Origin of the sequence: Actinomadura rubteroloni, assembly GCF_002911665.1 — a bacterium.
GTDB lineage: Bacteria > Actinomycetota > Actinomycetes > Streptosporangiales > Streptosporangiaceae > Spirillospora > Spirillospora rubteroloni.
Genome location: NZ_MTBP01000002.1, coordinates 459,747 through 486,619 on the forward strand (window position 1 = coordinate 459,747; position 26,873 = coordinate 486,619).

Consider the following 26,873-nt stretch of genomic DNA (forward strand, 5'->3'; position numbering starts at 1 on the left):
AAAAATGGGACATGCCCCGCATCCCCCCGCTCCCCGAAGAGGCGTGGAACGACGAGCTGCGGGCCGTCGTGTCCGCGACCGGACCGCTCCACGTCTTCACCACGCTCGCCCGCCACCCCGAGCTGTTCCGCGCCTGGCTCGGCCTCGGCACCAAGCTGCTGACCGACGGGCTGCTGGACGGCCGCGTCCGCGAGATGGCCATCCTGCGCGTCGCCCACCACCGGCGGAGCGAGTACGAGTGGGTCCACCACAGCGCCCTCGGCCGCCGGGAGGGCCTGACCGAGGACGAGATCGCCGCGCTGCGCCTCGACCTGGACGCGCACCCGTGGGACGAGCGCGACCGGGCCGTCGTGGCGGCGGTCGACGAGCTGCACGCCGACGGGACGGTCGGCGACGCCACCTGGGCCGCCCTCGCCGCGCGCTTCGACGAGCGGGAGCTGATCGAGCTGGTGCTGCTCGTCGGGTTCTACCAGCTCACGGCGTTCGCGCTGAACTCGCTCGGCGTCGAGGTCGAGGACCGGCCGTGAGAATCCGCCGCGTCCCGGCCGGCGGGCTCGTCGCCGCGCTGGCCGGGGGCGCGCTGGCGTTCGGTGCCGTCCCGTCGGCTGCGCGCACGGACACGCGCTGCGGGAACGTCGCCGAGCGCCCGTGGTGCGACCGGTCGCTGGCGCCCGACCGGCGGGCCGGGCTCGTCCTCGCGAAGATGACCGACGACGAGAAGATCGCGCTGTTGTCGTCCGACGACCCGCTGGGCGGCCCGCTCGGCGGGTTCTGGGACGGCGCGCACGCCGACACCAACGCGGGGATCGCGCGGCTCGGCGTCCCGCCGCTCTACATAGCGGACGGCCCGGCGGGCGTCCGGCAGGGCAACGCCACCGCGCTGCCCGCCCCGATCGCGCTGGCCGCCGGCTTCGACCCGTCCGGCGCCGCCCGCTACGGCGCGACGGTGGCGTGGGAGGCGCGGCACCGGGGCAACGACGTGATCTTCGGGCCGACCGTGGACGTCCTGCGCACGCCGCGCGACGGCCGGTCCTTCGAGGGCTTCGGCGAGGACCCGTACCTGTCGGCGAGCCTGTCCGCGCCGTGGGTGGAGGGCGCGCAGCGGCAGGGCGTGATGACGTCGGTGAAGCACCTCGCCGTCTACACGCAGGAGACCGACCGGCTGTCCCTGGACATGACGGTGGACGAGCGCACGATCCGCGAGATCTACCTGCCCCCGTTCGAGGCGGCCGTCCGCGACGGCGGTGCGGCGACCGTCATGTGCGGGTTCGGGAAGGTGAACGGGCGCTGGGCGTGCGAGGACGGCGGCGTCCTCAACGGGATCCTGCGCGGCGAGTGGGGCTTCACCGGGTTCACCGCGTCCGACCACACGGCCGTGCAGAGCGAGGTCGGCTCGGCGAACAACGGCCTGGACATGGAGCTGCCGATCGGCGCGAAGTACAACGCGTGGCTGCTCAAGCGGGCCGTGTCGCAGGGCAAGGTGGAGCAGGCGGCGATCGACGGCCACACCCGCGCGATCCTGCGGACGATGTTCGCGTTCGGCGTCTTCGACCGCGACGCCCACCCCAACGACCTGGCCCGCGTCGACCGGACGGCGAGCGAGACCGCCGCCCGGGAGATCGAGGAGGCCGGGATCACGCTGCTGCGCAACTCCGGCGGCGTCCTGCCGCTGCGCGCCGGGGACCCGGTCGCGCTGATCGGCCACGGCGCGCGCGACACGATCAGCGGGGCGGGGTCGGCGCGCGTGCAGCCGTTCTCGTCCGTCTCGCCGGAGCGGGGCATCACCGCGCGGGCCGGCGCGTCCGTGACCTACGCCGACGGCCGGGACACGCGCGCCGCCGCCGAGGCGGCGCGAAAGGCGAAGGTCGCGATCGTGTTCGCCACCGACAGCGAGGGCGAGTTCATCGACCGGTCCTGCCTGACGCTGCGCTGCGGCGACGCGTTGCGCGGCGACCAGGACGCGCTGATCTCCGCCGTCGCCGCCGCCAACCCGAACACGATCGTCGTGCTGGAGACCGGCGGGCCGGTGCTCATGCCGTGGGCGGACCGGGTCCGGGGCATCGTCGCGGCCTGGTACCCGGGGCAGCAGGCGGGGACGGCGCTGGCGCGCGTCCTCTACGGCGACGTGGACGCGTCCGGACGCCTCCCGCTGACGTTCCCGGTGGACGAGAAGGACGCGCCCGCCGTCCCCGGCACCGGCAAGAAGGCCGTCTTCAGCGAGGGCGTGAACGTCGGGTACCGGCACTACGACGCCCAGGGCATAACGCCGCGCTACCCGTTCGGGCACGGCCTGTCGTACACCACCTTCCGTTACGGAGACCTGAAGGTGTCACCGAGCGGCGTGCAGGTCACGGTGACCAACACCGGCGCCCGCGCGGGGACGGCTGTGCCTCAGCTCTACCTCGGGCTGCCGTCGCGGGCGTCCGTCCCGCAGCCGCCGCGCCAGCTCAAGGGCTACAAGAAGGTGGCGCTGGCGCCGGGGCGGAGCGCGACCGTCACGTTCCCGCTGAACGACCGGTCGCTGGCGTACTGGGACACCGGCGCGGACGCGTGGAAGGTCGCGCCCGGCTGCTACCGGGTCGCGGTCGGCGCGTCGTCCCGGGACCTGCCGCTGACCGGGGCGTTCGGCCGGGGCGGCGCGTCCTGCCGATGATCATCGGGGTTCGGCTGCCGGGGCGCGGCCGGGCACGGTACAAATAAGCCCGATCTCCCGTCCCCCCGCAGCCGGAGTGTCCTGTGCCGCACGATTCCTCCCGGCGGTCGGCCCCCCGCCGCCTGCACGCGGTGCCGCGCCCCGAGCGCGGGCCGCGCGAGCGGGGCGTTCCGCTCGGCCCGGACGACCCGCGCCGCATCGGGCGCTACCGCCTGTCGGGACGGCTGGACGACCAGACGTTCCTCGGCCGCTCCCCCGAGGGCGCCGCGGTCGCCGTCCGGCGGCTGCGGGGCGAGGGACGCGCGGCCGGACGGGCGCGCAACCGGGCCGCCGCGTTCCAGGACGTCACCGGACGCCACGTCGCGCACGTCCTGCACGCCGGCGTCAGCGAGGGCCGCGCGTTCGTCGTGACGGAGTTCGTGGACGGCCCGTCGCTCGCGGCGTCCGTCGCCGCCGGTGGGCCGCTGGCCGGGGCGGCGCTGCGCGACCTCGCGCTGCGCACGGCGGCGGGCCTGGCGTCGGTGCACCGGGCGGGGCTCGTCCACGGCGGGTGCGGGCCGCGCGCGGTGCTGCTCGGCCCGGACGGGACCAGGCTCGCGGGCCTCGGCGTCCCGCCGCCCGGCGACCCCGCCTACCTGGCGCCCGAGCAGATCGAGGACGAGCCGGTCGGCGCCCCCGCCGACGTGTTCGCCTGGGCCGCGACGCTCGTGTTCGCCGCGACCGGACGGCCGCCGTTCGGCACCGGGCCGGGCGCCGCGCGCCGCATCGCCGCCCGCCGCCCCGACCTCGGGACCCTGGACGGCCCGCTGCGCGACCTGGCGCTGCGCTGCCTGGACAAGAACCCGGCGGCGCGGCCGAGCGCGGCGGCGCTGGCACGGGCGCTGCGCGACGACCGGGCGCCCGAGCCGAGGCCGCGCCCGACCCGCATCCCCCGCTACCGGTGGCGGATGATGGTGGCGCTCGCGACGGTCGTCGCGCTCGGGTTCGTGATCGGGATCCTGGTCTGACCCGTCCGGCCTACCAGTGCGGGGGCCGGTCCGCGAGCAGCCGGTCGTCGTCGGAGGCGTCGCCGCGCCATTCGCCCCAGCCGACGTCGGTCTCGTCGGACGTGACGTCGGGAAGGATCACGAGTTCGTCGTCCTGCTCGACGGTGCGGTCGTCGTCGGGGACCTCGGGTCCACTGCTCATGGCTCCATTGTCGGTCATCGCGGAGCGCGGCGTGCGCGGGTGGGGCAGATGTTCACGCGGCCTTCGTCACGTCGGCACTTGTGATCACGCCGGAGGCAGTGCGGCGGCCAGCTCCGCCGCGGCCTTGCCGGGGTCGGCGGCCTCGGTGAGCGCGCGGACGACCACGATCCGCCGCGCCCCCGCCGCCAGCACCGCGCCGAGCCGGTCGCCGTCGATGCCGCCGATCGCGAACCACGGGCGGGCCGGGTTCCGGGCCGCCGCGTGCTCGACCAGCCCGAGGCCGGGCGCGGCGCGGCCGGGCTTGGTGGGCGTGGGCCAGACGGGGCCGGTGCAGAAGTAGTCGACGCCGGTTTCGGCGGCCGCCGCGTCGGCCTCGGCGGGCGCGTGCGTGGAGCGCCCGACCAGGATGTCGGCGCCGACGATCGCGCGGGCGGCGGCGACGGGCAGGTCGTCCTGGCCGAGGTGCAGGACGTCCGCGCCGACGGCGTGGGCGATATCGGCGCGGTCGTTGACGGCCAGCAGCGCGCCGTGCCGGTCGCACGCCGCCCGGAAGACCTCCAGGTGGGCGATCTCCCGCCGCGCCTCCAGGCCCTTCTGCCGAAGCTGCACGACGTCCACGCCGCCCGCGAGGACGGCGTCCAGGAACGCGGGCAGGTCGCCCCGGCCCTCCCGGGCGTCGGTGCAGAGGTAGAGGCGGGCGCGGTCGAGCCGGGCCCGCAGCGCGACGGCGCGCTCGGAGGGCAGGTGCCTGGACACGGGAGCGGGGGTTTCCTTTCCTGCGGACGGCGCGGGCCGGCCGGCCCGCGCCATCCTCTCAGGCTCGGCGCGCCCCGCTCAGAAGGCCATGGCCTGGGCGCGGCGGCGGACCTCCGTCCCGCGGTTCTCGGCGAGCGCCTGGACGGGCGTGCCGGGGAGCGTGTCGTCGGCGGTGAACAGCCAGCGCAGCGTCTCCTCGTCGTCGAACCCCGCGTCGGCCAGCAGCGTGAGCGTGCCGGAGAGGCCCTTGACGACCTGGCCGTCGCGGAGGAAGGCGGCGGGCACCACGGGCCCGCCGTCCCGCCGGACGGCGAGGAGCTTGCGCTCGCTGAGGAGCTGGCGGACGCGGTTCGGCCGGATGCCGAGGCTCTCGGCGGTCTGTTGGAGGGAGAGCCACTCTCCGACCAGGGCGTCGGTGCGGGGGTCGATGACCTTGTCAACGGTAGCGTGCGTCTGCGTCACGCCCCCTTGCTACCACGTCCGAAGAGCGCTCAAACCCGGCGTCACGACGGTCGGACCCGGACGGCCTGCCGGAGCGGAATGTCCGGATCGGCGGCGATGACCGGGTCCACGGGCGTCCCGGCGGCCATGAGGCGCCGCGCCTGCACGAGATCGCGCGGCCGGTCGACCGCGAGGACGGCGTCGACCCGGTCCCCGGTGAGCCAGACCGTCGACCAGGACGGGCCCGCCGGGTCGCCCCGGTCGATCCGGCGCTCGGCGTCCTCGTGCCGTCCGAGGTACTGGACCATGTGCCCGAACTGCTCGGACCAGAAGTACGGGATCGCGTCGTAGACCGCGTCCGCGCCGAGCAGGGTCGCGGCGGCGACCTCGGGGGCGTTGAGCGCGGCGTCCCAGTGCTCGGCGAGCACGCGGCGGCCGTGGCGGTTGGACCACCAGGCCGCGCAGTCCCCGACGGCCACGATGTCGGGCCGGGGCACGCCGCCGATCGAGGCGCGCAGGGACGGGTCGGCGAGGACGCCGAGTTCGACGTCGAGTCCGGATCCGTCGAGCCAGCCGACCTCGGGCCGGACGCCGATCCCGGTGACCACGGCGTCGGCGGCGAGACGCTCCCCGCCGGCGAGCAGCAGGCCGTCGTCCTCGACGGACGCGACGCGCACACCCGTCCGCAGCTCCACGCCCGCCGCCGCGTACCAGGGGGCGGTGCGGGCGCCGAGGTCCGCGCCGAGCGCCTGGACGAGCGGCGCCTCCCCCGCCTCGGCCACCGTCACCCGGCAGCCCTTCTTCGCGGCGGCCGTCGCGACCTCCGCGCCGATCCAGCCCGCTCCGACGATCACGATCCGCGCGCCGGGGCGGAGGTGGCCGCGCAGCTCGTGGGCGTCCTCATGGGTGCGCAGGACGTGCTGGCGGCCGGGTCCGGGCAGCAGGACGGGCACCGCGCCGGTCGCGATCACGAGCCCGTCGAACGGGAGGTCCCCGGCCGTCGTCGCGAGGGTGCCGCCGCGTCCGGGGGCGGGACGCAGGCCGGTGGCGCGTTCGCCGAGCAGCAGGTCGCAGCGCAGCGCGTCCCAGTCGGCCGTCAGCTCGCTGGTGTCGGCGTCCCCGGCGAGGACGGCCTTGGACAGCGGCGGCCGGTCGTAGGGACGCCGCGCCTCGGCCCCGACGAGCGTCAGCGCGCCCGCGAATCCCCGGGCGCGCAGGGCCTCCGCCGCGCGCGTCCCGGCCAGCCCGCCGCCCACGATGATCACTCGGTCCATGCCCGGCACCCTAACCGCGCCGGTCCCGGCGGCCCGCACCCCGCCGTACAGTAAAACTGGACAAAGCACGGGAGTCCGGCACGACCGGGCTGAGAGGGCGGCTGGGACGCGCTGCGGGCGCGGGGCCGCCGACCGTCGGGACCTGATCCGGATCATGCCGGCGAAGGGAGCGCGCATGGACATCGCCGTCATCGGCGCGGGCGTCGTGGGCCTCGCCACGGCCTGGCGGACCGCCGCGCGGGGCGCCGCCGTCACGCTGATCGACCCCGCGCCGGGCGCCGGGGCCACCTCGGTCGCCGCCGGGATGCTCGCCCCGCTCGGCGAGCTGGCCTACGGCGAGGAGGAACTGCTGCGGCTCGGGCTGGCGTCCCGCGACCTCTACCCGGCGTTCACCGCCGAGCTGGAGGACGCGACCGGCCTGTCCACGGGCTTTCGCGGCGACGGCTCGCTCCAGGTCGCCTTCGACGCCGACGACCTCGCCCGCCTGGACGACGCGCGCCGCTTCCAGGAGTCGCTGGGCCTGCCCGCCGAGACCGTCACCGGACGCGAGGCGCGGCGCCTGGAGCCGCTGCTCGCGCCCGGCGTCCGGGGCGGGCTCCTCGCCCCCGAGGACGGCTCGGTGGACCCCCGGCGGCTCGTCCCGGCGCTGCTGGCCGCCGTCGGGCGGCTGGGCGTGCGGGTCGTCCGGCGGCGCGCGGCCGAGGTGATCGTGACCGGCGGGGCCGCGACGGGCGTCCGGCTGGACGACGGGACCGCGCTGCCCGCCGACCGGGTCCTGCTCGCCGCCGGGCCGTGGTCGGGCGCGATCGGCGGGCTGCCGCCGGGCGCGGTGCCGCCCGTCCGGCCGGTGAAGGGGCAGGTGCTGCGGCTGCGGACGTCCGGGCCGTTCCTCACGCGCACCTTGCGCGGCCTGGTGCGGGGCTCGGCGGTCTACCTGGTCCCGCGCGCGGACGGCGAGGTCGTCGTCGGCGCCACCCAGGAGGAGCTGGGCTTCGACACGCGGGTCACGGCGGGCGGCGTGTGGGAGCTGCTGCGCGACGCCCGCGACCTCGTCCCCGGCGTCACCGAACTGGAGTTCGCCGAGGTCAGCGCCGGGTTGCGGCCCGGCTCGCCGGACAACGCGCCGCTGCTCGGCCCGGCGGCGCTGCCGGGGCTCGTCCTCGGCACCGGCCACTACCGCAACGGGATCCTGCTCGCCCCGGTCAGCGCGGACATCCTCACCGCCGCGCTGCTGGACGGCGACGTCCCCGAGATCGGCCGCCCGTTCGTCCCGGACCGCTTCGAGGTGCGCGCATGAGGATCTTCGTGAACGGCGAGCCCCGCGAGCTGCCGGCCGGCGCGACCGTCGCCGACGCCGTCGCGCTCGTCACCGCCGCCGCGGCCGGGGTGGCGGCGGCGCTGAACGACGAGGTCGTCGGCCGCTCGCGGTGGACGGCGACCGCGCTCGCCGACGCCGACCGCCTGGAAGTGCTGACCGCCGTGCAGGGAGGATGACGATCATGGACGATCCGCTGGTCATCGCGGGCGAGGCGTTCGGCTCGCGGCTCATCACCGGCACCGGCGGCGCGCCGAGCCTCGCCGTGCTGCGGGACGCGCTGACGGCGTCGGGCACCGAGCTGACGACGGTCGCGATGCGGCGCGTGGACCCGTCCGCGCACGGCTCGGTGCTGGACGTGCTGCGCGAGTGCGGCGTGCGGGTCCTGCCGAACACGGCGGGCTGCTTCACGGCGGGCGAGGCGGTGCTGACGGCGAAGCTGGCCCGCGAGGCGCTCGGAACGTCCTGGGTGAAGCTGGAGGTCATCGCCGACGAGCGGACGCTCCTGCCCGACCCCCTCGAACTGGTCGACGCGGCCGAACAGCTCGTCGCCGACGGGTTCACCGTCCTGCCCTACACCAACGACGACCCGGTGCTCGCGCGGCGGCTCGAACAGGCGGGCTGCGCGGCCGTCATGCCGCTCGGCTCCCCCATCGGCTCGGGGCTCGGCGTCCGCAACCCGCACAACATCGAGCTGATCGTCGAGGCGGCGGGCGTCCCGGTGATCCTGGACGCCGGGATCGGCACCGCCAGCGACGCCGCCCTGGCGATGGAGCTGGGCTGCGACGCGGTGCTGCTCGCCACGGCCGTCACCCGCGCGCAGGACCCGGCGCTCATGGCCCGCGCGATGCGCCACGCCGTCGAGGCCGGACGCCTGGCGAAGCTGGCGGGCCGGATCCCCCGGCGCCGCTACGCGCAGGCGTCGTCGCCGTTCGAGGGACGGCCTGGAACCTGAGTCGTACGCGGCGGCCCGCGCGGACTCATCCTCTGGGGTGATGAGAGGTTTTCGGGATCCCGCATAAACTCGATCCGATGGACACCTCGACCGCGGACCCCCTCGTCGGGACGGTGCTCGACGGGCGGTACCGCATCGAGTCGCGGATCGCCCGCGGCGGCATGGCGACCGTCTACGTCGCGCGCGACCTCCGGCTCGACCGGACGGTCGCGATCAAGGTCATGCACGCGCACCTGGCCGCCGACGAGGAGTTCGTCCGCCGCTTCATCGGCGAGGCCAAGGCCGCCGCCGCGCTGTCGCACCCGAACGTCGTCGCCGTCTACGACCAGCGGACCGACGGCGAGCACGTCTTCCTCGTCATGGAACTCGTCCACGGCCGCACCCTGCGCGACCTGCTCACCGAGCGGACGCGGCTCGGGCCGCGCGCGGCGCTGGAGATCATGCAGCCGGTGCTGGCCGCGCTCGGCGCCGCGCACCGGGCCGGGCTCGTCCACCGGGACGTCAAGCCGGAGAACGTCCTGATCGCCGCCGACGGGCAGGTCAAGGTCGCCGACTTCGGGCTGGCCCGCGCCGAGACGGCCGGCCGGATGACCCGCACCGGGCTGATCATCGGGACGGTCGGGTACCTCGCGCCCGAGCAGGTCCTGACCGGGCACGCCGACGTCCGCAGCGACGTGTACGCGGCGGGCGTCCTGCTGTTCGAGCTGCTCACCGGGCGGCTCCCCTACGAGGGCGACACGCCGCTCGCGGTCGCCTACCAGCACGCGAACGGGACCGTCCCGGCGCCGTCGGAGCTCGTCCCCGGGCTGCCCGCGCCGGTCGACGCGCTCGTCGCCCGCGCCACCGCCCGCGACGCCGCCGACCGCCCGCAGGACGCCAACGCCTTCCTCGCGACCGTCGCCGAGGTCCACGGCGGGCTCGCGCCCGACTTCGACGCGCGGCTGGCGGCGTCCGAGCCCGGCGCGACGGCCGTCCTGCAGACTCCCGCGCCGCCTCCTGGCGACGGGCGCACCGCCGTCCTGGACCCGGCCGACGGCGCCCCGGCCGGCCCCCCGCCGCGCGGCGGGGCGTTCGGCGGGTCCGGCCGCCGCTGGGCGATCGTCGCGGTGGCCGCCGTCGCCGCGATCGTGCTCGGCTGGGCCGTCTGGTACCAGTTCTCGGGGCAGTACGACCACGTCCCCGAAGAGATCATCGGGATGAAGCCGGCCGCCGCGACCAAGGAGCTGCGCGGCCACGGCCTCGCGGTGCGGCAGGGCGACACCGTCTACAGCGACCGCGTGGACAGGGGCGAGGTCGCCGCGACCGACCCCGCGCCCGGCGCCCGCGTGTCCCAGGGCATGACGATCACCCTGCACGTCTCCAAGGGCCACGTGCCGCGCGAGGTCCCCGACGTCAAGGGCCGCACCGAGTCCGACGCCCGCGACCTGCTGGAGAGCAAGGGCTTCCGCGTCGGCGGGGTCAGCTCATTGCCGTCGGAGACGATCGCGAAGGGCCGCGCGATCCGCACCAGGCCGACCGCCGGGACGAAGGTCTCCACCGACCAGCCGGTCGCGCTCGTCATGAGCAGCGGGATGACCGTGCCCGACCTCACCGGCTGGTCCACCGGCGACGCGAAGAACGCGCTGACGGCGATGGGCCTGGACGTGAAGACGCAGGACCGCAAGCAGGACGGCAAGCCCGGCGGGACCGTCGTCGGCCAGGACCCGGCGCCCGGCTCGGGCGTCTCGCGCGGCGACCGGGTCACCCTGTACGTGACGCCGCGCGACTGCCTGATCGGCAACTGGTTCTGCAACGACGGGAAGGGGGACGAGGGCAACAAGGTCCCCGTCCCGTCGGTGATCGGCAAGTCGTTCGACGACGCCCGCCGCGCCATCGAGAGCTCCGGCTTCCGGATGCGCATCGGCACCCGCGTCGGCGACCGCGTCATCGGCCAGACGCCGATCCCCGACTCCCGGGCCGCGCGCGGCGGTGTGATCACCGTCTACGGCTGACCAGGTGAGCGGCTAAGCTCGCCGACGCTATGACCTCTCCTTTCAGCCCCATCGGGGGGCATGTTCCGGTGGCGGGCGGGCTCGCGTCCGGCGGGCTGAAGTACGCCGCCGAGATCGGCGCGGAGGCCGTCCAGGTGTTCGTGGCGAACCCGCGCGGGTGGGCGCTGCCGGCCGGGAAGCCCGCCGAGGACGCCCGGCTGCGGGAGGAGGGCCTGCCGGTCTTCGTCCACGCGCCCTATCTGGTGAACTTCGGGTCGCCGAGCGCCGAGACGCTCGCCAAGTCCATCGCGACCGTCCGGCACTCGCTGGAGCGGGGCCGGGCGATCGGGGCGCGCGGCGTCGTCGTCCACACCGGCTCGGCGGTCAGCCAGAGCTACGAGGCCGCGATGGACCAGGTCCGCGCGCACGTGCTGCCGCTGCTGGACGAGATCCCGGGCGACGGCCCGGACCTGCTGCTGGAGCCGATGGCCGGGCAGGGCGCGATGCTGTGCGCCCGTGTCGAGGACCTCGGCCCGTTCTTCGAGCGGCTGGACCGGCATCCGAGGCTCGGCGTGTGCCTGGACACCTGCCACGCCTTCGCGGCGGGCCACGACCTGGCCGCGCCGGGCGGCGTCGCGGCGACCCTGGACGCGCTCGTCGCGACGGTCGGGACGGGACGGCTCAAGCTCGTCCACGCCAACGACTCCAAGGACGCCTGCGGTTCGGCCAAGGACCGGCACGAGAACATCGGCGCCGGTCAGATCGGCGCGGAGCCGTTCGGCGAGCTGCTGCGGCACCCGGAGGCCGCGGGCGTGCCGTTCGTCATCGAGACGCCGGGCCGCGGGGCCGAGCCGCACCGCGCCGACATCGACGTCCTCAAGCGCCTGCGCGACGCCTGACCCGGGGCGGCCCGACGCGGCGCGGCCGGGCGCAAGAAGAAGGCCCAGGCGCCGCTGAACAACCCCCCGACTGTTCAGCGGCGGCCTGGGCCGCGAGGTCACCGCATCCCACCCCCCCGGTACGGAATGCGGCGACTGACCCGGCGTGATCGCTCACGGCGCGGATCTCCAGTGTTGTCCTGTGTGGGGCGCCGCTGCACCGGAGTGACCTCCCGTGGCGACTGCCGCCACTGAGAACACTAGAGGGAGACGGATACCGATCGGGACCCTTGCACCACAAGGCTCGGTAAACGGTGGGTAGTCATCGCCATACGTTCCGTAGCCACACGACGAGCGGTCGGTTTCACGCGACGAACGGTCACCCGAACGGACCGTTCAGCGCACGACGATGTCGTCGGGCAGATGCAGCCGTGCCAGCGCATGGTCGGCACGCGCCGGGACGGCCCGCCGATCCAGCAGCGACACGACGACCATGACCCCGGCGGCCAGCGGCACCAGCACCAGCGCGGGCTGCTCCACCACCGCGCCGAGCGGCCCCGGCAGCGGGACGCCCGCCAGCGCGACCGTCCCCGCCGCCACCGCCGACCCGCCCCCGACGGCCAGGCCCGCGCACGCCCCGGCGGACGTGAGGCCCCGCCACCAGATGCCGAGGACGAGCAGCGGGCACAGCGAGCACGCCGACACCGTCAGCGCGACCGTGACCAGGCTCGCGGTGCCGTGCGGGGCGCCGCGCGCCGTGACGGCGAGCGGCACGGCGAGCGCGGCGACGGCCCCGCCGCGGAACACGAGCGTCCGGCGGGCGGCGCGGGCCGTCCCGGCGACGGCCGCGACGAGGCCGCACGACGTCGACAGGAACGCCGCGAACGCCCCCGCCGCGACGCAGCCGGTCAGCACCGCGCCCGCCGCGCCCGGCGCGACCCGGGCGGGCAGCGTGAGGATCACCGCGTCGGTGTCGCCCGACAGCAGGAGTTCAGGCGTGTAGACGCGGCCGAGCACCCCGTACAGGGCGGGGAACAGGGAGAACAGCGCGAGCAGGCCGGGCACGAGCGCGGCCGTGCGGCGGGCGGCGCGGCCCCCGGCGTCGGTGTAGAAGCGCATGAGGATGTGCGGCAGGCCGACGGTGCCGAGCAGGACGCCGAGCAGCGCCGAGTACGCCGTGTAGAGCGGGTGCGGCGCGCACCGGGCCCGGCCCGCCGGACGCGGCACCGGGGCGCCCGCCGGGAAGTCCAGCCGCGTCCCGTCGGCGACGGTGTGGGCGCCCGCGCGCAGGACGATCCGGCCGTCCCGGCGGCGCACGCCGTCCACGGTTCCGGTCGCGACGACCCGGACGTCGGCCGGGACGAGCACCCGCGCGCCCGTCCTGACGTGCACGGACGTCGCGTGCTCGAAACGCGGCGCGGCGGGCCGTCCGTCGGCGGCCAGGCGCGGCCCGAGCGCGGCGAACGCGGCGACCGGCAGCGCGACCGCGCCGAACTTCACCCAGAACTGGACGGCCTGGACGGACGTGGCCCCCCGCACCGTCCGCGTCAGGGCGAGCCCCAGCGACGTCGCCGCCACGAGCGCCCAGCCCGTCCACTCCGGCGCGCCGGTCAGCACCCGCAGCGTCAGCCCGGCGCCCTGGAACTGCGGCAGCAGGTAGAACCACCCGACGCAGCACACGCACGCCGACACGAGCCGCCGCACGGCGGGCGACCCGAACCGCCACTCGGCGAAGTCGGCCAGCGTGAACGCCCCGGACCGGCGCAGCGGGCCGGCGACGAACGTCAGCAGCAGCACGTACCCGGCGGTGGCCCCCGCGGGAAGCCACAGCAGGTCGGGGCCGTGCGCGAGGACGAGCCCGGCCGTCCCGAGGAACGCCGCCGCCGACACGTACTCCCCGCTGATCGCCGCCGCGTTCCACAGCGGCCGGACGGGCCGGGCCGCCAGCCGCACGTCGGCGGTCGGGCGCGGGCCGCCGAGCAGCACCGCCAGGGCGAGCACCGCGACCGGCACCGCGAACGCGGCGACCGCGATCACGCGCGGCCCGTCACCGGCGCGGCGGACGCGGGAACGCGCGCTCGATCCGCTCGGCCCGCCGGAGCTGCCGCGCCGCCGCGAGGATCCACACCGGCTGCGCGCCGAGCGCGAGCGGCGCCCACGCCGGGACGGCCCCGCTCCCGAGCGTCCGGACGACCGGCAGCGCCGCCAGCACCGCGACCACCAGCGCGGCCGTGCCGAGCGCGGACCGGAGCTGCGCGCGGATCAGCGGCCGGGCCAGCGCCGCCGCGTCCGGCCGCGCCGCCGGACGCGCCCGGACCGCCGTCCGCCGCTCAGCCATCCAGATCACCGGCGGGCTCGGCGGTGCGGAACCCGCGCACGAGCAGGTCGCGGACCTGGCGGGTGTGGCGGCGGCTGACCGGCAGCAGTTCGTCCCCGACCTGCACGAGCGCCCGGCCGCCGTCGAACCGCAGCTCGGTGATGTGCGCGGACGACACCAGCGTGCTGCGGTGGATGCGCACGAACCCGGCCTCCTCCCAGCGGCGCTCCAGCGACGCCAGCGGCATCCGCACGAGGTAGTGCGCCCCGGCGGTGTGAAGGCGCACGTAGTCGCCGTGCGCGACGACGTGCGTGACGGTCTTGCGGGGCACCAGGCGCGTCCGGCCGCCGAGGTCGACCGGGATCAGCTCGTCGTCGTCCTCGCCCGGCGGCCCGTCCGCGGCGCCGACCGCGTCGGCGACCCGCCGCACCGCCTCGGCCAGCCGCTCCGGCCGGACGGGCTTGAGCAGGTAGTCCACCGCGCCGAGTTCGTAGGCGGTGACGGCGAAGTCGTCGTGCGCGGTCACGAACACGACCTTCGGCGGGTCGGCGAACCCGGTGAGCAGGCGGCTGAAGTCCAGCCCGTCCAGGCCCGGCATCCGGACGTCGAGGAACACCGCGTCCAGCCGCTCCCCCGCCGCGAGCATCCGGCTGAGCCCGCGCAGCGCCGCCGCCGCCTCGCTCGCCCCGGTGACGTCGCCGACGCGCGGGTCGTCGCGGAGCAGGTACGTCAGCTCCTCCAGAGCGGGGACCTCGTCGTCGACGGCCAGGACGCGCAGCATGGGAAGAGATTGCACCGATCACGTTCCGTTCGCAATCGGTTCCACCACGTAAGCGGTCGGATCGCCTCAGCCGGGAAAGATCGCCGGGCGGAACTTCGGCACGCGCAGCCGCACCCGCGTGCCCGCGCCCCGGGCCGTCTCGACGACGAGACCGTACTCGTCGCCGTAGACCTGGCGGAGCCGCTCGTCCACGTTCGCGAGGCCGATGCCGCCCCCGCCGCCGCGCTCGCGCGTCCCGCCGGCGAGGATCTCGCGAAGCCGTCCCGGCTCCATGCCGACGCCGTCGTCCTCGACCGTGATCGCGGCCTCCGACCCGGCGTCGCGGGCGACGATCTCGATGTGGACGGCCCCGGACGCCCCGTGCATCCCGTGCCGGATCGCGTTCTCCACCAGCGGTTGCAGCGACAGGAACGGCACCTCCACCGGCAGCACCTCCGGCGCGACCTCGACCGTGAAGTGCAGCCGCTCCCCGAACCGCGCCCGCTCCAGCAGCAGGTACCGGTCGATGGAGCGCAGTTCGTCGGCCAGCGTCGTGAAGTCGCGCGGGTTGCGGAACGAGTAGCGGGCGAAGTCGGCGAAGTCCACCAGCAGCTCGCGCGCCCGCTCGGGATCGGTCCGGACGAACGAGGCGATCGTCGTCAGCGAGTTGTAGACGAAGTGCGGCGAGATCTGCGCCCGCAGCGCCCGCATCTCGGCCTCGGCGGCGCGCGTCCGCGCGAGGTCGAGGTCGGCGAGTTCGAGCTGGTTGCCGAGCCAGCGCGCGACCTCGCCGACGGCCCGCACCCGGCCGGGCGCCGCCGTCCGGCCGTAGACGGCGAGCGCGCCCGCGACCCGGCCGTCCACCGCGATCGGGGCGATGACGCCGACGCGGATCCGGCAGAGCGGGACGTCGCAGTCCAGCGCCTCGGGCGGCAGGACGCGCGGCCGGCCCGACCCGAGCACCGGCAGCGCGTCCGCCAAGGCCTCGCCCGCGTGCAGGTGGGCGCCCGTGCCGTCCCAGACCAGCAGCCGTCCGCCGTCCGGGCCGCCGCCGTCGCCGTCGTCGGGCTCGGCGTCGCCGTCGGGCCGCGCGCCGACGATCGCGACGGCTTCTGCGCCGAGCAGGTGCCGCAGCGGCCGGGCGGCCCGCCGCGCCGACGCCCGGGTCAGCCCGGCGCGCAGCGGCGGCGCGGCGCGCAGCAGCGTGTGCAGCGCGGCGGCGGTGGCGTCGTCGGGCGCCGGGACGGGGGGCCTGCGGGCGGTCCGGCGCAGCGCGCACCGGCCGAGCGCGCCGCCGCCGAGCAGCGCGGCGCCGTACCCGGCGAAGTCGAGGACGGACGGTGCGACCATGAGGACCGACCGTAACCCCACCGGACCCGGCTTCGCAGGCGATCTCGCCGCGCACCGGGCTCAGGGCGGCGGAGAGTCGCCCGGATCCTCCTGGTAGGAGTAGCGCTGCTCAGCCCACGGGTCGCCGACGTTGTGGTACCCGCGCTCCTCCCAGAAGCCGCGCCGGTCCCCGATCATGTACTCGACGGCGCGCACCCACTTGACGCTCTTCCACGCGTACAGGCGCGGCACGACGAGCCGGACCGGGAAGCCGTGGTCGGCGGTCAGCCGCTCCCCGTCGCGGTGGGTGGCGAGCAGCGTGCCCGCGTCGAGGAAGTCGCTCATGCGGACGTTGGCGCTGTAGCCGTACTCCGCCCACACCATGACGTGCGTGACGTCCGGGTGCGGGGGCGCCATCTCGGCGAGCGCGGTGCCCGGGATCCCGTCCCAGCGGTTGTCGGGGATCGTGAACTTGGTGACGCAGTGGAAGTCGGCGACGACGGTCGTGCGCGGCAGGGCGTCGAACTGCTCCCACGTCCAGGCGTACTGCCCGCCGGTCGCGGTGGCGCCGAAGACCCGCAGGTCCCAGACGTCCGGCCGGAACTTCGGCACCGGGCCGTAGTGCAGGACGGGAAAGCCGCGCGGGACGTACTGGCCGGGCGGAAGCCGTTCGGGCTCGCCGCCGGACCCGTCGCTCGGTCCGTCGCTGGAGGGCTCATCGGAGGGCGCCATGTCGCGCGCCATCCTGCCATCCGGGGTGAGCTGAGCCATATTCGGCCCCCGGTCCCCCGGTCCCTTCGTGATCGGCTACGCTGAGCCGCATGCGCGACGTGAGCTATTTCTTTTGGTACGACCGGTCCGGAGGGCTGGTCTGCCAGACGTCGCGCTGACAGACCACCAGGCGAGAGCCCCGGGCCACGCGGCCCGGGGCTCTCGTCGTTCCGGGACCGCCCCCCGGCACCCACCCCGCGCCCGCCGCACCGGCGTGCGCAGAGAAGAGGAACCAGCATGGTCGTCGTCATGGCCCCGGGGGCCACCGAGGCAGACATCCAGGGCGTCGTCGCGCTCGTCGAGCGGGCGGGCGGGGACGCCTTCGTCAGCCGGGGCGTGGAACGCACCATCGTCGGGCTGGTCGGTGACGTGACCCGGTTCGGCACGCTCAACCTGCGCGGCCAGCGCGGCGTCGCCGACGTCGTCCGGATCTCCGCGCCGTACAAGCTGGTCAGCCGCGAGCACCACGCCGAGCGGACGGTCGTGCGGGTGGGCGGCGTCCCGATCGGCCCCGGCACGATGACGCTGATCGCCGGCCCGTGCGCGGTCGAGACGCCCGAGCAGACCCTGGCCGCCGCGCAGATGGCGCAGGCGGCGGGCGCGACGCTGCTGCGCGGCGGCGCGTTCAAGCCCCGGACGTCGCCGTACGCGTTCCAGGGCCTCGGCGCGGCCGGGCTGAAGATCCTCGCCGACGTCCGCGCCGAGACCGGGATGCCGGTGGTGACCGAGGTCGTGGACGCCGCGGACGTCGAACTCGTCGCGTCCTACGCCGACATGCTCCAGATCGGCACCCGCAACGCGCAGAACTTCGCGCTGCTCCAGGCGGCGGGCGAGTCCGGCAAGCCGGTCATGCTGAAGCGCGGGATGAACGGCACGATCGAGGAGTGGCTGATGGCCGCCGAGTACGTCGCGCAGCGCGGCAACCTCGACATCGTCCTGTGCGAGCGCGGCATCCGGACGTTCGAGAAGGCCACCCGCAACACCCTCGACATCTCCGCCGTCCCGGTCGCGCAGCGGCTCGGGCACCTGCCGGTGATCGTGGACCCGTCGCACTCGGGCGGCAGCCGCGACCTCGTGCTCCCGCTGACCCGGGCGGCCATCGCGGTCGGCGCGGACGGCGTGATCATCGACGTCCACCCGCACCCGGAGACCGCGCTGTGCGACGGCCCGCAGGCCCTCGTGAACGGCGACCTGCGCGAGCTGGCCAAGCTCGTGCGGACGCTGCCGCCCGTCGTCGGCCGCACGCTGACGACCGCCCCGGACGCCGTCCCGGCCTGACGCGCCGCCGCGCCGCGCCGACCACCGGCGCGGCGCGGGTATCGTCGGGGCATGGCCTACTGGACTCCGAACTGCGGACCGCCGGACTCCTGATCCGGGGTGCGGTCCCCTCGGCCTCGCGCGGTCCCGCGCCGACGGCCCTTCGAGTCCTGCTCTGAGACCCGCCCCGGACACGGATCACCCTTCCGATTCGAGTCCAGGAGTCAGGTCTCCACATGTCCCAAAGCACGTCCGCGCTGCCCCGAGGCACCGCCGAAATCCTGCTCGCCGCCTGCCTGTGGGGCACGGCCGGGCCGGTGTCCACGCTCGCGCCCGCCGCCACCTCGCCGGTCGCGGTGTCGTCCCTGCGGGTCGCGCTCGGCGGGCTGGTGCTGCTCGCCGTCGCCGCCACCGGCTCGCGCCGCGCCGCGCTCGGCGCCCTGCTGCGCCGGGGCGGGCGGACCCGGGCGACGCTCGTCCTCGGCGTCCTGTGCACCGCCGGGTACCAGACCGCCTACTACACCGCCGTCGGACGGACCGGCGTCGCCGTCGCGACCGTCGTCGCGGTCGGCAGCGCCCCCGCGTTCGCGGGCCTGTTCCAGCGGCACGGGCTGACGGGCCGCTGGTACGCGTCCACGGCGGGCGCCGTCGCGGGCTGCGCGCTGCTCGTCGGCGCGGGCGCCGGGGCGGGCGCCGAGCCGGGCGGAGTCGCGCTCGCGCTGCTGTGCGGGCTCGTCTACGCCGGCTACACGACGATCATCAGCCGCCTGGTCGGGGCGGGCGCCGACGGCCGGTCGGTGACCGGCGTGCTGTTCGGCGGCGCGGCGCTCGTCCTGCTGCCCGCGCTCGCCGTGCAGCGCCCGGCGTGGCTGTTGTCGGGGACGGGCCTGGCGATCACCGCGTACCTGTCGCTGATCACGATCGCCGTCGCGTACACGCTGTTCGCGCGGGGCCTGCGCGGCACCCCGGCCGCCGCGGCGACGACGCTGACGCTCGCCGAGCCGGCCGTCGCGGCGCTGCTCGGCGTCGCCGTCCTCGGCGAACGGCTCGGCGGGCTCGCGCTCGCCGGGCTGGCGCTGCTCGCAGCGGGCCTGGTTGTGCTGGTGGTACCCGTCCGGCGCCGGCGCGACGATGGCCGAATCCGCCCGGAATTGGTCTGAACCACTCGCCAAACCCGCGCCCGGCGGGGATGATGCTCGGCATGACCACAGGCGACGGCGACGCCGGCGGCAGGCTGTTCCCCGACGACCTCGACCGCCTCGATCCCGTCGCGGCGGTGCGGTTCGCCGACGCGTGCCGGGCCGCCGTCGCCTACCCGGACCTGGTCGCCGTCGGGCCGCTGTTCGCGCCCGCCGAGCGGACCGGGGACGGGTGGCGCGTCGTCGGCGCGTGCGACCCGCTGCCCGGCGGCGCCCGCGAACTGCTCGCCGACGTCCTCGCCGACCGCGCCGCGCTCCTCGGGCTCAGCTACGAGGAGGCGACCGCGTACCTGGCGGCGGCCCGCCACCTGCGCACGGCGCCGGACGACGAGATCGGCGCGGCGGGGTCGCGGTTCCGGGTCGTCCGGGTGGAGCAGTTCGTCCGGACCGGCCCGGACGGCCCCGAACCGCCCCGGCCGAGCGACCCCGACCCGCGTCCGGAGGTGTTCCCGGTGCCGCCCGCGCGGCCGTGGGACGTGCTGCGCGACGACCCCGGCGCCGACGACCTGCGCGGCCCGCTGCTCGCCGCGCTGACGCGGGCGGGCCGCGAGCCGTCCCGGGCGTACCGGACGCCGGTCGCGCTGGGCCCGATGTTCACCGTCGCCGAGCGCCGCGCGGACCGCTGGCACCCGAGCGGACGCCTGCACGACCTGCCCGGCCGGGCGCGGGCGGCCCTCGCGACGTACTTCCGGCACGTCGTCCCGGCGATTGAGGCGCCCGACCCGACCGCGCGCGCCGAGTACGCCTACGCCGCCGCGCTGCTGGACGACGGCAGCCGCCGCAACGGCATCGAGGCCGCCGGGCGGCGGTTCCGGATCGTCCGGATCGAACGGGTCGCGCTGGCGGGGCCCGACGGCCCCGAACCGCCGCGACCGGCCGACTCCCGGATGCGCTAGGCCGTGCCCGCGTCGCCGTAGACGGGCCGGTGCTCCTGCACCGACGCGGCGAGCTGCTCAGCGAGTTCGCCCACGTCCAGGCGCTTCTCGATCTGCCGCAGGTCGTCGATCTTGGCGCGGGTCTCGGCGCGGCGCGGCGCGAGCATCGTGCAGCAGTCCTCGTCGGGCAGCTCGGAGATCTCCAGGGTGCGGACCCGCCGCGCCTGCTCGATGATCTCGATCTTGTCCATGCCGACGAGCGGGCGCAGGATCGGCAGCTCCACGGCGTCGTCCAGCGCGGTGATGTTGGCGAGCGTCTGGCTGGACACCTGGCCGAGCGCGTCCCCGGTGATCAGCGCGCCGCCGCCGAGCCGCCGCGCGAGCAGCTCGCCGGTGCGCAGCATCAGCCGCCGCTGCGCGATGACCGCGAGCCGGTCCGCGCCGGACGACTTGATCTGCTGCTGCGCCTTGCCGAACGGCACGACGAACAGCCGCGAGCCGCCCTGGAACTTGTCCAGCTCGCGGACCAGCGCGTACGCCTTGTAGATCGACTCGGGCCCGGTGAACGGCATCCCGGAGAAGTGCAGGTAGTCGACCCGCAGGCCGCGCCGCATCATCCGGTACGCGGCGACCGGCGAGTCGATGCCGCCCGACATCAGGACGAGCGCGCGCCCGCTCATGCCCACCGGGAGCCCGCCCTGGCCGGGCAGCCCGCCGGAGAAGACGAACACCTCGTCCCGGTCGACCTCGATGGACAGCGTGTGGTCGGGGTTCTTGAGCCGGACCGGCTGGCCGTAGGCGTCGGCGAGCTGCCCGCCGACGTGGCGGTCCAGCTCGGTGGACGTCATCGGGAACCGCTTGTCGCGCCGCCGCGAGCGGACGGCGAACGAGCCGGTCAGGCCGTCCATCAGCTCCAGCGCGGCGCGCTCGACGCTCGCGACGTCCTTGCCGACGCGCCAGGCGCGGTGCGCCCAGACGATGCCCATCACGTCGCCGATCCGGGCGGCGAGCCGGTCGACGGTGGCGACGTCGGCGTCCTTGGTGCGGACGATGAACACGCCGTGCCTGCGGATCACGTCCACCCGGGCGATCGGCCGGACGGCCGCGCGGATGTTGTCGGCGAGGCGCCGCTCGAACAGCTCGCGGTTCTTGCCCTTGAGGACGACCTCGCCGAGCTTGATCAGGACGCACGGCTCACCGTCGACCGGCGCGTTCTCCCGCACCGCGTCGGCGGGCGCCGTGTCGAGCGTCGTCATGGGGGAATCCTCCAGCGCGAACCGAAAAGGGGGCGGGGTCCAGTGTGGCCCACTTCCCCCAATGCCGCGACCGGCGCGGATGTTCCCCGCCGGGCGTGTCCCGGCGGGGACCCGCCGCTCAGCCGAAGAACACCTCGGACTCGGCGTACCGCTCCGGCGGGACGGTCTTCAGCTCCTTCACCGCCTCCTCCAGCCCCACCCGGACGATGTCGGTGCCGCGCAGCGCGACCATCGTCCCGAACGCGCCCTCCCGGACGGCGTCGATCGCCGACAGCCCGAACCGGGTGGCGAGGACGCGGTCGAACGCGCTCGGCGTCCCGCCGCGCTGGATGTGCCCGAGCACGGTCGCGCGGGCCTCCTTGCCGGTGCGCTTCTCGATCTCGTCGGCGAGGCGCTGCCCGATCCCGCCGAGCCGGACGTGCCCGAACGCGTCCAGCTCGCCGGTCTGGAGTTGCATCTGCCCGTCGATCGGGTGCGCGCCCTCGGACACGACGATGATCGGCGCGTACCGGGTGCGGAACCGGCTCTCGACGTACTCGACGACCTGCTCGATGTCGAACGGCCGCTCGGGGATGAGGATGACGTTCGCGCCCGCCGCCATCCCGGCGTGCAGCGCGATCCAGCCCGCGTGCCGGCCCATGACCTCGCAGATCAGCGCGCGGTGGTGGCTCTCGGCAGTGGTGTGGAGCCGGTCGATGGCCTCCATGGCGACGTTGACGGCCGTGTCGAAGCCGAACGTGTAGTCGGTGGCGTTGAGGTCGTTGTCGATGGTCTTCGGGACGCCCACGACGTGGACGCCGTTCTCGTGCAGGTGCTGGGCGACGCCGAGCGTGTCCTCGCCGCCGATCGCGATCAGGGCGTCCACGCCGAGCCCGGCGAGATTGTCCTTGATCCGCTCGATGCCGCCGTCCACCTTGACCGGGTTGGTACGGGACGAGCCGAGGATCGTTCCACCGCGCGGCAGGATCCCGCGCACGGCCGGCACGTCGAGCGCGACCGTGTCGCCCTCCAGCGGGCCGCGCCAGCCGGACCGGAAGCCGACGAACTCGTATCCGAAGACCTGGACGCCCTTGCGCACGACGGCGCGGATGACGGCGTTCAGGCCGGGGCAGTCCCCGCCTCCCGTCAGCACTCCGACGCGCATTCCCTCTTCAGCCACCGTGCTCCCTCCTACGCATCGCGGTGCGAAGTGGTCCGCGTCACACCGCCCCTCACCTGGACGATAGTGCGTGGACGGGTGAAGGGAAGGGAGTACGAGCCGGTAGGGAGCCGGTTCAGCCGTCCTGGTCCAGGCCGCGTTCGATGGCGTACCGCACCAGCTCGACGCGGTTGTGGAGCTGCAGCTTGCGCAGCGTGTTCTGGACGTGGTTCTGGACGGTCCGGTGCGACAGGACGAGCCGCGCCGCGATCTGCTTGTAGCTCAGCCCCTTGGCGACGAGCCGCAGCACCTCGGTCTCGCGGTCGGTGAGGCGCGGCGTGTCGGCGTCGGGCCCGGCGGGGGCGGCGGCCAGGCGGCGGTACTCGCCGAGGACGAGCCCGGCGAGCCCGGGGGTGAAGACGGCGTCGCCGGCGGCGGTGCGGCGGACGGCGTCGAGGAACTCCTCGCGTCCCGCCGACTTCAGCAGGTAGCCGGTGGCGCCGGCCTTGACGGCGTCCAGGACGTCCTGCTGCTCGCCGCTCGCCGACAGCACGAGCACCCGGACGGGCGGGTCGGCGGCGACCAGGTGGCGCGTCACCTCGACGCCGCTGATGTCGGGGAGCTGGAGGTCCACGACGGCGACGTCGGGACGGGCGGCGGCGGCGATCCGGACGGCCGCGCGGCCCTCCCCGGCCGTCGCGGCGATCTCGTGCCCGGCCTCGGCGAGGTCGCGGGCGACGGCGTCGCGCCACATCGGGTGGTCGTCCACGACCATGACGCGCAGCGGGCCGGGGGGCAGATCGGTCACGGCCCCACCTTACGGGCGCGAGCGCGGGCGTGCCGGGGCACGCTGATCTCGATCTCCGTCCCGGCGCCGGGCGCCGACGCGATCTCGACCGTCCCGCCGAGGTCCCGGACGCGGCCGACGATCGACTGGGCGACGCCGAGCCGTCCGGCCTCCTGCGCCGCGTCCAGGCGGCCGGGCTCGATGCCGGGGCCGTCGTCGCGGACGCTGACGACGACGGCGTCCGGGTCGTCCTCCAGCAGCACCCACGCGGGCGCGGACGGCCCGCAGTGCCGGGCGACGTTGTCGAGCGCGGCGGCGACGGCCGCGTCGATCTCGCGGGCGACGGCGGCGGGCAGCGGCACCGGCGTGGCGGGCGCCGCGACGGACACGGTCGTGGAGCCGTGCGCGGCGAGCAGCGCGCCGAGGTCGGCGGTCCCGGCGGGCGGGGCGGGCGCGGCGGCGCCGATGAGGGCGCGCAGCGCGGCCTCCTGCTCCCCGGCGAGGCGGCCGAGCCCGGCGGCCTCCCCGCCGAGTTCGGCGCCCCGGCGGCGGACCATCGCGAGGACCTGGAGCACCGAGTCGTGGATGCCGCGCGCGAGCCGTTCCCGCTCGCGGGTGGCCGCCTCCAGCTCGACCGCGCGGGCCAGACGCGCCTCGGCCTCGCGGGCGAGCCGGACGACGTGCCCGACGACCAGCCCGGCGAGGAACAGCAGCACGATCCCGTTGAACATCGCGGTGCCGTGCGGGCCCTCGGACCCGGCGAGGACGTGCAGCAGCGCGTTCCCGGCCGCGAGGATCCCGGCGCCCGCGACGCCCCAGCGCCGTCCGCCCTGCACGGCCCACGCCAGCACGGCGGCGGCGACCCAGGAGACCGGCAGGGTGGGGCGTCCGGCGGCGATCCCGGCGGACGTCTCGACGTAGGCGGTGGCGAGCAGGCAGCCGAGCGCGACGGCCATGTCGGCGGCGAGCAGCGCCGGGCCGCGCCGCCGTCCGTCGGCGAACAGGGCGGTCGCGGCGGCCGTCCAGACGACCATGACCGCGAGCACCGCCCAGCCGCCCGCCGGACGCGCGTACTCGCCCTGGTTCCGGACGATCATCGCGGCCGCGTACGCCAGCGCCAGCCACCGGTACACCGCCACGGCCCGCCACAGGGCCGACTCCAGCCCGCCCGGGGCGCGGGCGTCAGTCGTCGTCATCGGAGGGGCGCGGCGTCCGGCCCTCCAGCTCCGCCTTGACCTCCGCCGCGTACCGGTCGACGTACTCCTGGCCCGACAGCGCGCGGATCGCCTGCATGATCTCGTCGGTGATCTTGCGCAGGACCTCGCGGTCGTCCTCCTGGCCGTAGTACCGCGAGAAGTCGAGCGGCTTCCCGAACCGGACGCCCGGCCGCACGCCGACCTTGGGCGCCCGGCTGCCGGGCGGCATCAGCTCGAACGTGTTGATCATCGCCATCGGGACGACCGGGACCCGCGACTTCAGCGCCAGCCGCGCCACGCCCGTCTTGCCCCGGTACAGCCGGTTGTCGGGGGCGCGGGTGCCCTCGGGGTAGATGCCGAGCAGCTTGCCCTCGCGCAGGATCCGCAGGCCCGTGTCCAGCGCGGCCTCGGCGGCGCTCCCGCCCGTCCGGTCGACCGGGACGACGCCGACGGCGGTGAAGAACGCCTTGCTGAGCAGGCCCTTCACGCCCGCGCCGGTGAAGTAGTCCGCCTTGCCGATGAAGAAGATCCGGCGCATCACCGGGAGCGGGCCGAAGAAGTGGTCGGCGAACGACAGGTGGTTGCTCACCAGCAGCGCCGGGCCGCGCTTCGGAACGTTGCGGACCCCGGCGTTCCTCGGCCGCCACACGACGTACAGGATCGGCGACAGGACGATCCTCAGCAGGATCCAGAACCACAGCATTCCGACACCTTCCTCCGCCCGCCCGGGGTCGCGGCGCACACCGTCACGGCCCCCTCGCGCCAGGGGGTTGAGGGGACATCTTCCCATCCCCGTCCCGGCGCTCCCAACGGCCTCCGCCCGAGCGCGCGGCGTTCGCCGTCCCGGCGGCCCGCGCGGGAACGTAGGCTCGGAAAGGACGCGGCTATGGGTTCGTCGCCCCGGGGGGTTGTCCCGGGCGGCTCAGCGCATACCGTGGGACACATCTTTTCTGTGCGGAGCGGAGGGCCGAACCATGCCGGTGCTGGCGGTCGCCGCGGAATCGACGGAGGAACCGGCCCCGTGAATCGCCGAGGCAACGGACTTACCGCGGACGCCTACGCGCCGCTCGTCGATCTCGCGCCGCACCTGGCCGACGCGATGCTGGCGGCGCTGCGCGACGCGGGCGTGGCGGCGTACGCGACGGGCGGCGGCGCGGGCGACGCCGGCCCGGTCCTGCCGGACGTCGCAACCGACGCCCCCCAGCCCGGCGACGGCGAACCGCTGGACCGGCTGTTCGTGGACGTCGCGATGAAACCGACCGCCGAGGGCGTCCTGCGCGTCCATCTGACCCGGCTGCGCGACGCGGGCGGCGCCGAGCCGCCCGAGCCCGCCGGGGCGCTGCCCGCCGCGCCCGACCCCGAGCCCGACCCCGAGGTCGGCGGCGCGGCCGTCCGCGACGAGGACGCCATCTGGGCCGAGATCGTCGCGGGCTTCGACGCCGAGGTGCCCGAGGGCGAGCGGGTGCCCTGGCCGGACGAGGAGGACCTGCGCGAGCCGTCCGGCCCGCCCGGCGACGACCGCGCGGGCCGCCTCCCGCGCGCCCGCGTGCTCGGTCCCGCCGACGAGGACGAGGAGGAGTTCCCGCCCGCCGACGACGACGGCCACTTCGTCCCGCCGCATCCGGGGCCGCTGCCGCAGGCCGACCCGGTGACCAAGGGCGCGTGGATCGCGCTGGTCGGCGGCCCGCTGTACCTGCTGGTCACCGTCCTGCTGGACTGGGAGGTCCCCGGCTGGGCGGCGTTCCTCGCGGTGGCCGCGTTCATCGGCGGGTTCGTGACGCTCGTGCTGCGGATGGGCGACGAGCCGCGCGACCCCGACGGCGGCGCGGTCGTCTAACCGGGCGGCGTCTCACCGGGCAGCGTGAGGTCGGCCAGAACCGGACGGTGGTCGGTCGCGAGCGGGTAGTCGCGCGCGAGCGCCGGGTCGCCGGGGACGCCGCAGCCGGTGATCCCGAACGGCGCGGCGGCGAAGATCCCGTCGATGCGCCGGTGCGGGTCGCGCGCCGGGAACGTCGCGCCCTCCCCCGCCGGGGCGACGGCGTGGGCGTCGCGCAGGTCCGCGCTCAGCAGCGTCCAGGACGGCCCGCCGGGCTCCTCGTTGACGTCCCCGGACAGCACGACGGGCGCGTGGTGGACGTCCGCCGCCCGGTCCAGCAGCCGCAGGACCTCCCGGACGTGCGCGAGACGCGGTTCGGGCCGCAGGTCGAGGTGGGTGCTCGCGGCGGCGAACCGCGCGCCGCCGGCCTCCAGCACCGCGACGGCCAGCCCGCGCCGGTGCAGGCCGGGGACGCGCGTCAGCAGATGGAACTCGCGGGCGACGCGGCGGACGCGCGGCGCCGCCAGCACCGCGAGCCCGCAGGCCCGGCGCCCGGCGGCGACCCGCATCCCGCAGGCCCGCGCCAGCCACCGCCGCCGGAGCCACCAGTCGCCGAAGCGCGGGACCTCCTGCAGGCATGCCACGTCCGGGTCCAGGGCGCGGATCACCCGCGCGACGGCCTCGGGGTCGTCGCGCAGGGACCGCACGTTGTAGCCGAGGACCCGGACGGACGGCACGCCGG

27 protein-coding genes are annotated in these 26,873 nt (G+C 75.9%); 12 read left to right on the forward strand and 15 right to left on the reverse strand.

Annotated features, from left to right (window positions below; all coding sequences use genetic code 11):
• Positions 1 to 11 precede the first annotated feature (11 nt).
• The 3 genes from BTM25_RS29970 to BTM25_RS13565 all read left to right on the forward strand — a co-directional run bounded on the left by BTM25_RS29970 (position 12) and on the right by BTM25_RS13565 (position 3,660).
• Complete coding sequence (locus BTM25_RS29970; protein ID WP_103563267.1) at positions 12 to 527, forward strand: carboxymuconolactone decarboxylase family protein; 516 nt, start codon at positions 12 to 14, stop codon at positions 525 to 527.
• On the forward strand, positions 524 to 2,653 hold the full coding sequence (locus BTM25_RS13560; protein ID WP_103563268.1) for a glycoside hydrolase family 3 C-terminal domain-containing protein: 2,130 nt from the start codon (positions 524 to 526) through the stop codon (positions 2,651 to 2,653). Before BTM25_RS29970 ends, BTM25_RS13560 begins: the two co-directional genes overlap by 4 nt.
• An 83-nt stretch (positions 2,654 to 2,736) precedes the next feature.
• Positions 2,737 to 3,660 (forward strand): protein kinase domain-containing protein, encoded by a 924-nt coding sequence (locus BTM25_RS13565; protein WP_103563269.1) that lies wholly within the window; start codon positions 2,737 to 2,739, stop codon positions 3,658 to 3,660.
• 10 nt (positions 3,661 to 3,670) lie between these two features.
• Here the strand turns inward: BTM25_RS13565 and BTM25_RS29635 are convergent, their stop codons facing one another.
• The 4 genes from BTM25_RS29635 to BTM25_RS13580 form a co-directional block, all read right to left on the reverse strand.
• Positions 3,671 to 3,841 carry a hypothetical protein gene (locus tag BTM25_RS29635; protein WP_168212112.1) on the reverse strand — a complete coding sequence of 57 codons (171 nt, stop codon included), beginning with the start codon at positions 3,839 to 3,841 and terminating at the stop codon, positions 3,671 to 3,673.
• 84 nt (positions 3,842 to 3,925) lie between these two features.
• On the reverse strand, positions 3,926 to 4,597 hold the full coding sequence (gene thiE / locus BTM25_RS13570; protein ID WP_235828394.1) for a thiamine phosphate synthase: 672 nt from the start codon (positions 4,595 to 4,597) through the stop codon (positions 3,926 to 3,928).
• Positions 4,598 to 4,675: 78 nt separating this feature from the next.
• Positions 4,676 to 5,059: an Rv2175c family DNA-binding protein gene (locus BTM25_RS13575; protein WP_103563271.1), complete on the reverse strand. Its 384-nt coding sequence runs from the start codon at positions 5,057 to 5,059 to the stop codon at positions 4,676 to 4,678.
• 41 nt (positions 5,060 to 5,100) lie between these two features.
• Positions 5,101 to 6,312 (reverse strand): NAD(P)/FAD-dependent oxidoreductase, encoded by a 1,212-nt coding sequence (locus BTM25_RS13580; protein WP_103563272.1) that lies wholly within the window; start codon positions 6,310 to 6,312, stop codon positions 5,101 to 5,103.
• A 175-nt stretch (positions 6,313 to 6,487) separates the two neighbouring features.
• Here BTM25_RS13580 and thiO point away from each other — a divergent pair, with 175 nt between their 5' ends.
• The 5 genes from thiO (at position 6,488) to BTM25_RS13605 (ending at position 11,451) form a co-directional block, all read left to right on the forward strand.
• The gene (gene thiO, locus BTM25_RS13585; protein WP_103563273.1) at positions 6,488 to 7,609 is read left to right on the forward strand and encodes a glycine oxidase ThiO; all 1,122 of its coding nucleotides are present in this window, start codon (positions 6,488 to 6,490) and stop codon (positions 7,607 to 7,609) included.
• Entirely contained in the window at positions 7,606 to 7,806 is a 201-nt protein-coding gene (gene thiS / locus BTM25_RS13590; RefSeq protein ID WP_103563274.1) for a sulfur carrier protein ThiS, read from the forward strand. The genes thiO and thiS overlap by 4 nt, the downstream gene beginning before the upstream one ends.
• Positions 7,803 to 8,582 carry a thiazole synthase gene (locus BTM25_RS13595; RefSeq protein ID WP_205648110.1) on the forward strand — a complete coding sequence of 260 codons (780 nt, stop codon included), beginning with the start codon at positions 7,803 to 7,805 and terminating at the stop codon, positions 8,580 to 8,582. Before thiS ends, BTM25_RS13595 begins: the two co-directional genes overlap by 4 nt.
• Before the next feature lie 77 nt (positions 8,583 to 8,659).
• The gene (gene pknB / locus BTM25_RS13600; protein ID WP_103563275.1) at positions 8,660 to 10,573 is read left to right on the forward strand and encodes a Stk1 family PASTA domain-containing Ser/Thr kinase; all 1,914 of its coding nucleotides are present in this window, start codon (positions 8,660 to 8,662) and stop codon (positions 10,571 to 10,573) included.
• Between the two features lie 29 nt (positions 10,574 to 10,602).
• The gene (locus BTM25_RS13605) at positions 10,603 to 11,451 is read left to right on the forward strand and encodes a deoxyribonuclease IV (RefSeq protein ID WP_103563276.1); all 849 of its coding nucleotides are present in this window, start codon (positions 10,603 to 10,605) and stop codon (positions 11,449 to 11,451) included.
• Positions 11,452 to 11,826: 375 nt separating this feature from the next.
• Here the strand turns inward: BTM25_RS13605 and BTM25_RS13610 are convergent, their stop codons facing one another.
• From BTM25_RS13610 to BTM25_RS13630, 5 genes are all read right to left on the reverse strand, one after another.
• A complete protein-coding gene (locus tag BTM25_RS13610) occupies positions 11,827 to 13,467 on the reverse strand; it encodes a sodium:solute symporter family transporter (protein ID WP_205648111.1) in 1,641 nt (546 codons plus the stop codon).
• A 10-nt stretch (positions 13,468 to 13,477) separates the two neighbouring features.
• Positions 13,478 to 13,768 carry a hypothetical protein gene (locus BTM25_RS13615; RefSeq protein WP_103563277.1) on the reverse strand — a complete coding sequence of 97 codons (291 nt, stop codon included), beginning with the start codon at positions 13,766 to 13,768 and terminating at the stop codon, positions 13,478 to 13,480.
• Complete coding sequence (locus BTM25_RS13620; protein ID WP_103563278.1) at positions 13,761 to 14,528, reverse strand: LytR/AlgR family response regulator transcription factor; 768 nt, start codon at positions 14,526 to 14,528, stop codon at positions 13,761 to 13,763. Before BTM25_RS13620 ends, BTM25_RS13615 begins: the two co-directional genes overlap by 8 nt.
• A 66-nt stretch (positions 14,529 to 14,594) precedes the next feature.
• Positions 14,595 to 15,857: a histidine kinase gene (locus tag BTM25_RS13625; protein ID WP_103563279.1), complete on the reverse strand. Its 1,263-nt coding sequence runs from the start codon at positions 15,855 to 15,857 to the stop codon at positions 14,595 to 14,597.
• 60 nt (positions 15,858 to 15,917) lie between these two features.
• On the reverse strand, positions 15,918 to 16,568 hold the full coding sequence (locus BTM25_RS13630) for a sulfite oxidase-like oxidoreductase (protein ID WP_103564619.1): 651 nt from the start codon (positions 16,566 to 16,568) through the stop codon (positions 15,918 to 15,920).
• Between the two features lie 276 nt (positions 16,569 to 16,844).
• Here BTM25_RS13630 and aroF point away from each other — a divergent pair, with 276 nt between their 5' ends.
• From aroF to BTM25_RS13645, 3 genes are all read left to right on the forward strand, one after another.
• Positions 16,845 to 17,885, forward strand: coding sequence for a 3-deoxy-7-phosphoheptulonate synthase (gene aroF / locus BTM25_RS13635; RefSeq protein ID WP_103563280.1), 1,041 nt, complete (start codon positions 16,845 to 16,847; stop codon positions 17,883 to 17,885).
• 215 nt (positions 17,886 to 18,100) lie between these two features.
• Positions 18,101 to 19,024, forward strand: a complete 924-nt coding sequence (locus BTM25_RS13640; protein WP_103563281.1) for a DMT family transporter — start codon at positions 18,101 to 18,103, stop codon at positions 19,022 to 19,024.
• A 41-nt stretch (positions 19,025 to 19,065) separates the two neighbouring features.
• Entirely contained in the window at positions 19,066 to 19,959 is an 894-nt protein-coding gene (locus tag BTM25_RS13645) for a DUF5954 family protein (RefSeq protein ID WP_146059056.1), read from the forward strand.
• Here BTM25_RS13645 and thiI read toward each other — a convergent pair.
• The 5 genes from thiI to BTM25_RS13670 form a co-directional block, all read right to left on the reverse strand.
• Positions 19,956 to 21,194 carry a tRNA uracil 4-sulfurtransferase ThiI gene (thiI, locus tag BTM25_RS13650; protein WP_103563283.1) on the reverse strand — a complete coding sequence of 413 codons (1,239 nt, stop codon included), beginning with the start codon at positions 21,192 to 21,194 and terminating at the stop codon, positions 19,956 to 19,958. The two genes, BTM25_RS13645 and thiI, sit on opposite strands and share 4 nt — an antisense overlap.
• 118 nt (positions 21,195 to 21,312) lie before the next feature.
• Entirely contained in the window at positions 21,313 to 22,338 is a 1,026-nt protein-coding gene (locus tag BTM25_RS13655; protein WP_103563284.1) for a 6-phosphofructokinase, read from the reverse strand.
• 130 nt (positions 22,339 to 22,468) lie between these two features.
• Positions 22,469 to 23,107, reverse strand: coding sequence for a response regulator (locus BTM25_RS13660; protein WP_103564620.1), 639 nt, complete (start codon positions 23,105 to 23,107; stop codon positions 22,469 to 22,471).
• A gap of 29 nt (positions 23,108 to 23,136) precedes the next feature.
• Positions 23,137 to 24,315, reverse strand: a complete 1,179-nt coding sequence (macS, locus tag BTM25_RS13665; protein ID WP_103563285.1) for a MacS family sensor histidine kinase — start codon at positions 24,313 to 24,315, stop codon at positions 23,137 to 23,139.
• Positions 24,302 to 25,018 carry a lysophospholipid acyltransferase family protein gene (locus tag BTM25_RS13670; protein ID WP_103563286.1) on the reverse strand — a complete coding sequence of 239 codons (717 nt, stop codon included), beginning with the start codon at positions 25,016 to 25,018 and terminating at the stop codon, positions 24,302 to 24,304. The genes macS and BTM25_RS13670 overlap by 14 nt, the downstream gene beginning before the upstream one ends.
• Positions 25,019 to 25,336: 318 nt before the next feature.
• Between BTM25_RS13670 and BTM25_RS13675 the strand changes: the two genes are divergently transcribed.
• Positions 25,337 to 26,152 (forward strand): hypothetical protein, encoded by an 816-nt coding sequence (locus BTM25_RS13675; RefSeq protein WP_103563287.1) that lies wholly within the window; start codon positions 25,337 to 25,339, stop codon positions 26,150 to 26,152.
• On the opposite strand, the gene BTM25_RS13680 is transcribed toward BTM25_RS13675, so the two are convergent.
• Positions 26,149 to 26,868, reverse strand: a complete 720-nt coding sequence (locus BTM25_RS13680; protein WP_103563288.1) for an endonuclease/exonuclease/phosphatase family protein — start codon at positions 26,866 to 26,868, stop codon at positions 26,149 to 26,151. The genes BTM25_RS13675 and BTM25_RS13680 overlap by 4 nt on opposite strands.
• Positions 26,869 to 26,873 lie beyond the last annotated feature (5 nt).

Coding starts and splice junctions, on each gene's coding strand:
- BTM25_RS13580 (WP_103563272.1), bottom strand. CDS start 6,312: ATGGACCGAGTGATCATCGTGGGCGGCGGGCTGGCCGGGACGCGCGCG.
- BTM25_RS13660 (WP_103564620.1), bottom strand. CDS start 23,107: ATGGTCGTGGACGACCACCCGATGTGGCGCGACGCCGTCGCCCGCGAC.
- thiO (WP_103563273.1), top strand. CDS start 6,488: ATGGACATCGCCGTCATCGGCGCGGGCGTCGTGGGCCTCGCCACGGCC.
- thiS (WP_103563274.1), top strand. CDS start 7,606: ATGAGGATCTTCGTGAACGGCGAGCCCCGCGAGCTGCCGGCCGGCGCG.
- macS (WP_103563285.1), bottom strand. CDS start 24,315: ATGACGACGACTGACGCCCGCGCCCCGGGCGGGCTGGAGTCGGCCCTG.
- BTM25_RS13620 (WP_103563278.1), bottom strand. CDS start 14,528: ATGCTGCGCGTCCTGGCCGTCGACGACGAGGTCCCCGCTCTGGAGGAG.
- BTM25_RS29635 (WP_168212112.1), bottom strand. CDS start 3,841: ATGAGCAGTGGACCCGAGGTCCCCGACGACGACCGCACCGTCGAGCAG.
- BTM25_RS13640 (WP_103563281.1), top strand. CDS start 18,101: ATGTCCCAAAGCACGTCCGCGCTGCCCCGAGGCACCGCCGAAATCCTG.
- BTM25_RS13645 (WP_146059056.1), top strand. CDS start 19,066: ATGACCACAGGCGACGGCGACGCCGGCGGCAGGCTGTTCCCCGACGAC.
- BTM25_RS13670 (WP_103563286.1), bottom strand. CDS start 25,018: ATGCTGTGGTTCTGGATCCTGCTGAGGATCGTCCTGTCGCCGATCCTG.
- BTM25_RS13615 (WP_103563277.1), bottom strand. CDS start 13,768: ATGGCTGAGCGGCGGACGGCGGTCCGGGCGCGTCCGGCGGCGCGGCCG.
- BTM25_RS13605 (WP_103563276.1), top strand. CDS start 10,603: ATGACCTCTCCTTTCAGCCCCATCGGGGGGCATGTTCCGGTGGCGGGC.
- BTM25_RS13655 (WP_103563284.1), bottom strand. CDS start 22,338: ATGCGCGTCGGAGTGCTGACGGGAGGCGGGGACTGCCCCGGCCTGAAC.
- BTM25_RS29970 (WP_103563267.1), top strand. CDS start 12: ATGCCCCGCATCCCCCCGCTCCCCGAAGAGGCGTGGAACGACGAGCTG.
- aroF (WP_103563280.1), top strand. CDS start 16,845: ATGGTCGTCGTCATGGCCCCGGGGGCCACCGAGGCAGACATCCAGGGC.
- pknB (WP_103563275.1), top strand. CDS start 8,660: ATGGACACCTCGACCGCGGACCCCCTCGTCGGGACGGTGCTCGACGGG.
- BTM25_RS13625 (WP_103563279.1), bottom strand. CDS start 15,857: ATGGTCGCACCGTCCGTCCTCGACTTCGCCGGGTACGGCGCCGCGCTG.
- BTM25_RS13595 (WP_205648110.1), top strand. CDS start 7,803: ATGACGATCATGGACGATCCGCTGGTCATCGCGGGCGAGGCGTTCGGC.
- thiI (WP_103563283.1), bottom strand. CDS start 21,194: ATGACGACGCTCGACACGGCGCCCGCCGACGCGGTGCGGGAGAACGCG.
- BTM25_RS13630 (WP_103564619.1), bottom strand. CDS start 16,568: ATGGCGCCCTCCGATGAGCCCTCCAGCGACGGACCGAGCGACGGGTCC.